Source organism: Lacrimispora xylanisolvens (assembly GCF_002934545.1).
Taxonomy (GTDB): Bacteria; Bacillota; Clostridia; order Lachnospirales; family Lachnospiraceae; genus Lacrimispora; species Lacrimispora xylanisolvens.
Map to the genome: position 1 here is coordinate 1 of NZ_PTJA01000033.1, position 1392 is coordinate 1392.

The following is a 1392-nucleotide window of genomic DNA, read 5'->3' on the forward strand; positions in this document are numbered from 1 at the left end:
TAAAAAAGTGTCTTCGACACTCTCAACTCCCCTGCCCCTCACTCATGAGGGGTTTGGGGTTTTTCTTTGTGCTACTTTATTGTAAAATTCTTTTATGAATATCTTACAATCCATTTTTACTGATTATTATGAACACATCATTTATGAACTTCGTCCCAGGCGCTCTGTTGTTGAGAATGTAGAACGACTGATTGACTGTGGGGATCCCTCAAAGGGTGGTGCTATGTTTGGCTGCCCTCTTTGTGGTGACCTCAAATTTGTTCCGTTTCGCTGCAAAAGCCGCTTCTGCCCTTCTTGTGGCAATAAATACAATCAGTTTCGCTCTCTTCACATGTCCTCTAAACTTATTTCTTGTGTTCACAGGCATTGCGTTTTTACCATTCCTGAAGAGCTTCGTATTTATTTCTTAAATGACCGTTCTCTTTTGAGCTGCCTCTTTCATTCTGTCCGTGATGTTATTCTTCGTATGTTTTTCAAGATGAATAAGACTGAACGCTTTACTCCTGGTTTCATCTGCGTTCTTCATACCTTTGGCAGGGATCTCAAATGGAATCCTCATATCCACTCCCTTATTTCTGAAGGGGGTGCTGGCAACTTTACTCCATGGAGAACTGTTAAGCACTTTGACTATAACTTTCTTCGTAATGCTTTCCGTAAAGTCCTCCTCGAACAGCTTTCCAAACGACTTGGGCCTTCTTTCAACAAAATCAAAAATTCCATTTATAAAAAGCATGAAGATGGCTTTTATGTTCGAGCCAAACCAAACCTTTGCACTCCGGATATCACAATTAAATACATCAGTCGTTACCTTGGGCGGCCTGTCATTGCCAGTTCCCGAATTGATGACTATGATGGAGATTTCGTTACTTTTCATTACACAAGGCATGAAGATAACAAAACCGTCACTGAGCGTATACCTGCCTTAGATTTTATCAAACGGCTTATCATTCATATCCCGGAGAAGCATTTTAAAATGCTTCGCTATTATGGCATTTATGCCAAACATCACAAACAAGAGAAAAATCTTCATAAGTGTCTTTCTCCGGAAAAACGAAATTTTCTCTTACGACATTTAAACTGGCGTAATTCTATCCTTTTAACTTTTGGATATGACCCACTTCGCTGTCAGAGATGTGGCTCTTCTATGTTGGTTTTAGAAGTTTACCACAAAAAAACTGCACTATTTGAACGATATCGAAAGGTCATGAGATATGGATAAATCCATATCTGTAATTCTTCCTTTATAGTCAGATAGTGCAGTCAAACCAACAAAACAAAAAACCTCATGAGCAACGTCATGGCGAAGTCACACCTTCGCTCTTTTGCTATGCTATTTTTTATTTCAATACTATTATACACTATTTTTGACTATTTGCGGAATTTCCTATAAAG

1 protein-coding gene is annotated in these 1392 nt (G+C 38.8%); it reads left to right on the forward strand.

Annotated features, from left to right (window positions below):
* Positions 1–94 precede the first annotated feature (94 nt).
* Positions 95–1219 (forward strand): IS91 family transposase, encoded by a 1125-nt coding sequence (locus tag BXY41_RS26555; protein ID WP_104439891.1) that lies wholly within the window; start codon positions 95–97, stop codon positions 1217–1219.
* The last annotated feature ends 173 nt before the right edge of the window (positions 1220–1392 follow it).